Below are 6,300 nucleotides of genomic sequence, written 5' to 3'. Positions count from 1 at the left end.
CTCCCCGATCTATATGGAAAAGGGTAGCCTGAATGGCTTTCAGCTGATCGTCATTCAACAGCATATTATTTTCTTTTCCGCTACGTCCCAAAGTATAGACGTGTGGATGTTCGCACATAATAATACGGTTTTCATACGCTTCTCCCTGCGCTTTTGCGCGGACAAGGGTATCAAACCATTCCGTCTGCCGCTGCCATGCCTCGGCGTACGGAATCAAATTCCAGTCTACTAATACAGTTTTCATGAGGACAAAAGTAAGAAATAAAAAGAAAAATCGTACATTTGTAGATCGAATATAACAAGCACTCTAAACCAAAGATAACAAACACTCTTATGAAAATGGAAGTTCCACAAGTCGATTTGCCCCTGGAGGTGTTAGCATGGACCAAAGTAACTGAAGATATTCTGAACATCTACAAGCAATCGTGCCGGCTACAGGCGTGTATTTTCGCCATCTGTACGGAAGGCACAATGAAAGTCTCCATCAATCTGCTGGAATATGAGGTTCACCCGAATGATCTGATTACATTACTTCCCGGAACAATCATACAGTTCCGTGAAAAAGCGGAAAAGGTAAGTCTTTGTTTTGCCGGATTCTCCGCGAAATGTATCGGACATATCAATCTGCTGGCCACCATCGGAAGCGCCTATCCCAAGCTGATAGAACAGCCGATCATTCCTCTTTCCGAGAATATTTCCGAGTATCTGAAGGAGTATTTTGCCTTATTGTCTCATGCCAGTTGTGACGAGTCTTTCAAGATGAACTCCAAACTGGCGGACTTATCACTCCAAACTATTCTGACAAGTGTCCAGCTGATGTACCGGAATTATTCGGGAAACAATCATTCGAACCGCAAGAAGGAGATTTGCCGGAAGCTGATTCAACTGATCACTGAGCACTACAAAGACCAGCGTTGTGCACAGTTCTATGCCGATCAGCTGGGAATCTCTCTGCAACATCTGAGCACTACCGTAAAACAAGTGACGGGGAAAAGTGTATTGGATACTATTGCTTATATTGTCATTATCGATGCCAAAGCGCAGCTAAAGGGTACGGATATGACTATTCAGGAGATAGCTTATTCGTTGAATTTCCCGAATCCCTCTTTCTTTTGCAAGTTCTTCAGACGGCACGTAGGGATGTCACCGCTGGAATTTAGAAATAGTTGAGGTTTGTAATCAAAGGCTATATCATGGATGGAGGCTACATATGACCAATCTTCATTATGATATTATTTAGGCACGAATTACGCGAATTACACAGTTCTAAAGGTTTAAAATCCGTGTTAATCCGCGTAATCCATGCCTAATTTAAAGTTATAAAGGAACTTTACCACGCTCCCTTTCGATGTTTAAATCTTCCTTCTTCCCAAACTCAACGAATTGAGCACTACACTCACACTGGAGAATGCCATGGCGGCACTTGCCAGCATCGGATTCAGCAACAATCCGTTTATAGGGAACAATACTCCGGCAGCGATAGGAATACCGATCAGATTGTAGATGAATGCCCAGAAAAGGTTCTGATGAATCAGTCGTACAGTCTGCCTGGATAGTTCGAAGGCTTTGGGAAGTAACAGCAAGTCGGATGTCATCAGCGTTACCATAGCGACATCCATAGCAATATCCGTACCCTTTCCCATAGCAATGCTGACGTCAGCCAACGCCAGTGCCTGTGAGTCATTGATACCATCGCCCACCATTGCCACTTTCTTTCCCTGCATTTGCAGCTCACGCACAAATTCTGCTTTGTCGTCCGGCAAGGCATCTGCCACAAATCGCTCGATACCCAGACGGGAAGAGACTGCCAGAGCCGTCCGCTGACCGTCACCGGTAAGCATACAGATATCGATGCCCTGACGTTTCAGTTCTTTCACTGCCTCGGCAGAAGTAGCCTTGATCGGATCGGAAACGGCAATGATAGCCAAAAGTTCATTCTCACGTCCGAAGTATATGATTCCGTTACCGTCTGATTCGTAGTGTACCAGCATATCCGCCATGACATCGCTCACTGTAGCGCTGAAATCTTTCAGAAGTTTATGGCTGCCCACCCAGTAAGTCTTGCCTTGATAAGTCACCTTTATACCTTTGCCTGTGATGCTCTCAAAACTGCTCAAAGGAGCAGGAGTTATCTTTTCCTCGTCTTGAAGTACGGCGACAATCGCGCCTGCCAACGGGTGTTCCGATTTCAGCTCGGCAGCCAGAAGTACATCTTTGAAGTGTTCTTCCTGCGGCTGTGCCCACAACCATCCGGTAGCAGTAGGATGTCCTTCGGTCAAAGTACCGGTTTTATCCAGTACCACCACATCTACTTTACGCATCTGCTCCAGAGCGACGGCGTCTTTTATCAGAATATGCTGTCCGGCAGCTTTACCGATTCCTACCATCAGCGCAGTAGGTGTAGCAAGTCCCAAAGCACAGGGACAGGCTATGACCAGAACGGATACGGCAGAAAGAATACCATAAGAAATATATTCACTGCCACCGATAGCCACCCACAGCACAAACGTCAGAATGGCAATTCCCAACACGACAGGAACGAAGATGCCTGTAATACGGTCTACGATACGCTGCACAGGAGCTTTGCTGCCTTGTGCTTCCTGCACCATGTGAATGATGCGTGCCAGCACAGTATCACTTCCCACCTGAGAAGCACGAATGATGAAGGAACCGCGCTGATTGATTGTTCCGGCAAGGACCTTATCGCCCTTTTTCTTCTCTACCGGAATCGGCTCACCGCTAATCATACTTTCATCCACATACGAATCGCCCTCCGAAAGCTGACCATCCACGGGAATCTGTTCGCCGGGACGGACTACCACCATATCGCCTACCTGCAACAGGTCTATTTGTATCTCTTCCTCTACCCCGCCACGCAATACACGTGCCACTTTAGGCTGCCTTCCCATCAGTTTGCGAATGGCATCCGAGGTATTTCCTTTGGCGCGTTCCTCCATCATCTTTCCGGTCAGAACGAAGGCAATGATCACTGCGGAAGCTTCGTAATAGACGTGCGGTTCCAGTCCGCGATCTGTCCAGAACTGCGGAAAGAAAGTGTTGAACAAACTGAAAAGGAAGGCTATCGAGGTACTCAACGCAACCAGCGTATCCATATTGCTACGACCGATCTTCGCCTGTTTCCATGCCCCCGTGAAGAAACTTCCTCCGAAGAGCACCATTACCGGAATAGCAAGCAACATTTGTATCTCGTTAGAGTATGGCATATGCATTAATAACATCGAAAAGATAAGCAACGGCACTACAAATATCCACGCGCCGATCACTTTCCGTTTCAGACGAAGGTAGCGCTTATGCTGTTCTTCTTCCCGACGTTCTTCTTTATTCGCTTCTTCTACTATCAGATCATAACCGGCAGCAAGTACCGCTGCACGGATTTCTCCGGGGGTGAGCTTGTCGTCCTCATAAGAAATCGTCAATGTATTTGAAGCAAAGTTGACGGAAGCATCAACGACTCCCGGCAACTTTTTCACTGTCTTTTCTACATTGTTAGCGCATCCCGCACAATGCATATTAAGCACGGGAAACGCTTTTTTTGCTATATTACCCATATAATCCTTTACTCTTTAATTAATTAGTATTTATAAAACAAGCAAATACGGGTATTTGTTCGATTACTTCTTATCGGCCTTCTTATCCTCTTTCTTAGATTCTTGTTTGCCATCTTTCTTGCCGTCCTGCTTGGTTTCCTTCACAAACTTGGCCTCATAATTGAACTTCTTGAATCCTGCCTGCAACTTCTTCACATCTGTCTTTTCGGCATCGTAGGTGATGGACACGGTTTTGTTCTTCAGTTCGGTGGAAAGTTCCTTCACGCCTTTCTCGAAGCGCATGTTATTTTTCACTTTCTTCTCGCAGTTCTCGCAGTGCATCTGAGAGACTTTGAATACTACTACACGGATATCCTTTGCCAACACGGCTGCTACGCTCAAAAGAGCCACCACGCAAGTGGCCATCCATCTTTTTGTTCTCATTTTTCTTATTCGTTTAATGGTTATTATTCATTTCTTGCCAGATTGAAACGTATTCCGATATAGGCTTTTGCCCCGTGCACAGGTCCCCATATCATCGTTGAGTCGAAGTTTCCTCCCCACGGGTTTGCTGCGTCAATGATCGGATTCTTCTGTTTGAAGTTTGTCAGGTTCTCCCCTCCTATGTAGACAGACCAGCGGCGAAAATAGCGGGTAATCTGGGCACTCAGTTGCTCGAAGCTGCCATAGCGGCGCTCCCAAGATAGCTGACCGTCTGCCAACTTGTAAGGGGAAGGCATTCTTCCTCCGCCATTGAGCTGAAGCGTAGCATCAAACTGCCATATTCCGAGTGGAGTCTGGTACGAAGCGGTCAGCAGTCCTTTGTATTTGCTGGTCAACGGTTTCTCCATCCGCTGGCCTTTGTAGGTGGTCTGAGCATCCGTCAGACGGTAAGCTCCCGTCAAGGTAAATCCTTTAAAGAAAGGATAGCTTGCCTCTACTTGGAATACATGCGAATAGGAACGCCCGTCCAGATTGTAAAAGGCTACTTCGTGAGGATTACTGTCCATATCCACTACGACTTGCTTCAGGAAGTCTGTGTAATAATATTCGGCATTGATATTCAGCGTTTTGCCAAATACAGGTACGTAGGTAGATACACTGGCACCATAGTTCCATGCTTCTTCCATGTCCAATCCTTTCGCTATTTCGACCTTTCGGCTACTGGAAAGCAGGTAGTTATTTTCTGCCAGTACATGATTCGTACGGTAACCTTTTCCGGCAGAGAGGCGGAAGTGTACGTACTCATTCGGATTGTATTTAAGATGTGCACGGGGAGTCACAAAGAAACCGTGCTCATTGCTATAGTCACCACGCAGACCTGCCATCAGCATCCACTGATCATTCAGATTCAGCGTGTATTGCGCATAGGCTCCGGGAACCGCTTCTTTGGCAAAAGCCTTGATGAGCGGCAATTCCGTTTGATTCTCCAACCGATAATGCTGGTCATAAGCGTCATAGTTGAAACTCAGCCCCGCCGAGAAACTGTTCTGCTTATTAAACTCTGTTTCAAACATCAAAGAGGCATACACATTTGTCTGGTCTACATTGTATAGTTTTCGTCCGTACATGGCATCCTGATTGTGCCAACTGGCAGAAAGAATCAGTGCCAGATTCGTATTCTTCTCCTTATTAAATATATAAGCATTCTTGGTGAAAAGTTCGTAACGTTCGGTATCGATTCCTACTTTATAAAGATCACCCGTCTGCATATCCGTATGATGTGCCTGCCCACTAGTGCGACTTTCAGAAAGGGCCTTGAAGCCTGCCTGAAAGACATAATGATCTCCCATATAGGCCCATCGGTTCCACACGTTATACTGCTCTACTTGGGGGATATCCACGAAGCTGTCATCATTGCCGTCGTGCGCTTTGGTTTCGTTTTCATAATGCGCCAGTAAAGAGGTACTCCAACGTTTTGACAACTTTAAGGTGGCGTCCGCATTCGCCTCATATCGGTTGGTACTGCTTGCGAAAAGATTGGCAGATACCCAATCGGCCTCCAGCAACTGCGGCTTTTTGAACTCTACATTAATCTGTCCCGTGATGGCTTCGTAACCATTCTTCACTGATGAGATTCCTTTGGAAACCTGTATGCTTTGCATCCACGGACCGGGGACATATCCCAGACCATAAGGAGATGCCGCACCGCGATAGTTCGGGATATTCTCCGTGAGCATCTGTACATAAGTTCCGGACAATCCGAGCAGTTTGATCTGCTTGGCTCCCGTTGCCGCATCCGAATAGCTCACGTCCACCGAAGGGTTGGTCACGAAACTTTCTCCCAGATTACAGCAGGCAGCCCTGCTCAATTCGGCACTGCTTATCATCTCTTCGTTCATCACGCTGCTGCGCAACTTCATCGTTCCCATTCTGCGGCTGACTACATTCACTTCGTTCAGTTCTACACCTTCCCGAAGGGTAATGTCCAGTTCCTGATTCTTCTTGCTGACATGAATCGTGTCATTTTGAAAACCGATAAAACTGATTACCAGCATGTGACTCTTCGAAGGTTTGGAGATAGAAAAGCTGCCATCTTCCTTGGTAGTTACACCCTGACCCGTATTCACCCAGAATACATTAGCGCCCGGAACAGGCTCTCCGGTATTATCTTTGACTATTCCCCGCACTTGCGCTTGTGTCGTAACTGCAAGTAATGAGAACAGTCCCATTATTATATATTTCATTCTTTCTTGGACTTAGTTTTGCGATACAAAATTAATTCATTTCTCTTGCAACTGAGTTGCATTCA

At 46.3% G+C, this 6,300-nt stretch carries 4 protein-coding genes and 1 pseudogene; 1 reads left to right on the top strand and 4 read right to left on the bottom strand.

Annotated elements, in window-relative coordinates; all coding sequences use genetic code 11:
- Positions 1-244, bottom strand: a pseudogene (locus HMPREF9007_RS02545) (lipoate--protein ligase); the annotation flags it as partial.
- Positions 245-333: 89 nt separating this feature from the next.
- Between HMPREF9007_RS02545 and HMPREF9007_RS02550 the strand changes: the two are divergent.
- Positions 334-1,170: an AraC family transcriptional regulator gene (locus tag HMPREF9007_RS02550; protein WP_008763500.1), complete on the top strand. Its 837-nt coding sequence runs from the start codon at positions 334-336 to the stop codon at positions 1,168-1,170.
- A gap of 182 nt (positions 1,171-1,352) precedes the next feature.
- On the opposite strand, the gene HMPREF9007_RS02555 is transcribed toward HMPREF9007_RS02550, so the two are convergent.
- From HMPREF9007_RS02555 to HMPREF9007_RS02565, 3 genes are all read right to left on the bottom strand, one after another.
- A complete protein-coding gene (locus tag HMPREF9007_RS02555; RefSeq protein WP_008763499.1) occupies positions 1,353-3,569 on the bottom strand; it encodes a heavy metal translocating P-type ATPase in 2,217 nt (738 codons plus the stop codon).
- 63 nt (positions 3,570-3,632) lie between these two features.
- Positions 3,633-3,992 carry a heavy-metal-associated domain-containing protein gene (locus tag HMPREF9007_RS02560; RefSeq protein ID WP_008763498.1) on the bottom strand — a complete coding sequence of 120 codons (360 nt, stop codon included), beginning with the start codon at positions 3,990-3,992 and terminating at the stop codon, positions 3,633-3,635.
- A gap of 23 nt (positions 3,993-4,015) precedes the next feature.
- Positions 4,016-6,235 carry a TonB-dependent receptor gene (locus HMPREF9007_RS02565; protein ID WP_008763497.1) on the bottom strand — a complete coding sequence of 740 codons (2,220 nt, stop codon included), beginning with the start codon at positions 6,233-6,235 and terminating at the stop codon, positions 4,016-4,018.
- Positions 6,236-6,300: the final 65 nt, after the last annotated feature.

Source organism: Bacteroides sp. 1_1_14 (genome assembly GCF_000162515.1).
GTDB lineage: Bacteria > Bacteroidota > Bacteroidia > Bacteroidales > Bacteroidaceae > Bacteroides > Bacteroides thetaiotaomicron.
This window is presented reverse-complemented; position numbering and strand designations above follow the sequence as displayed.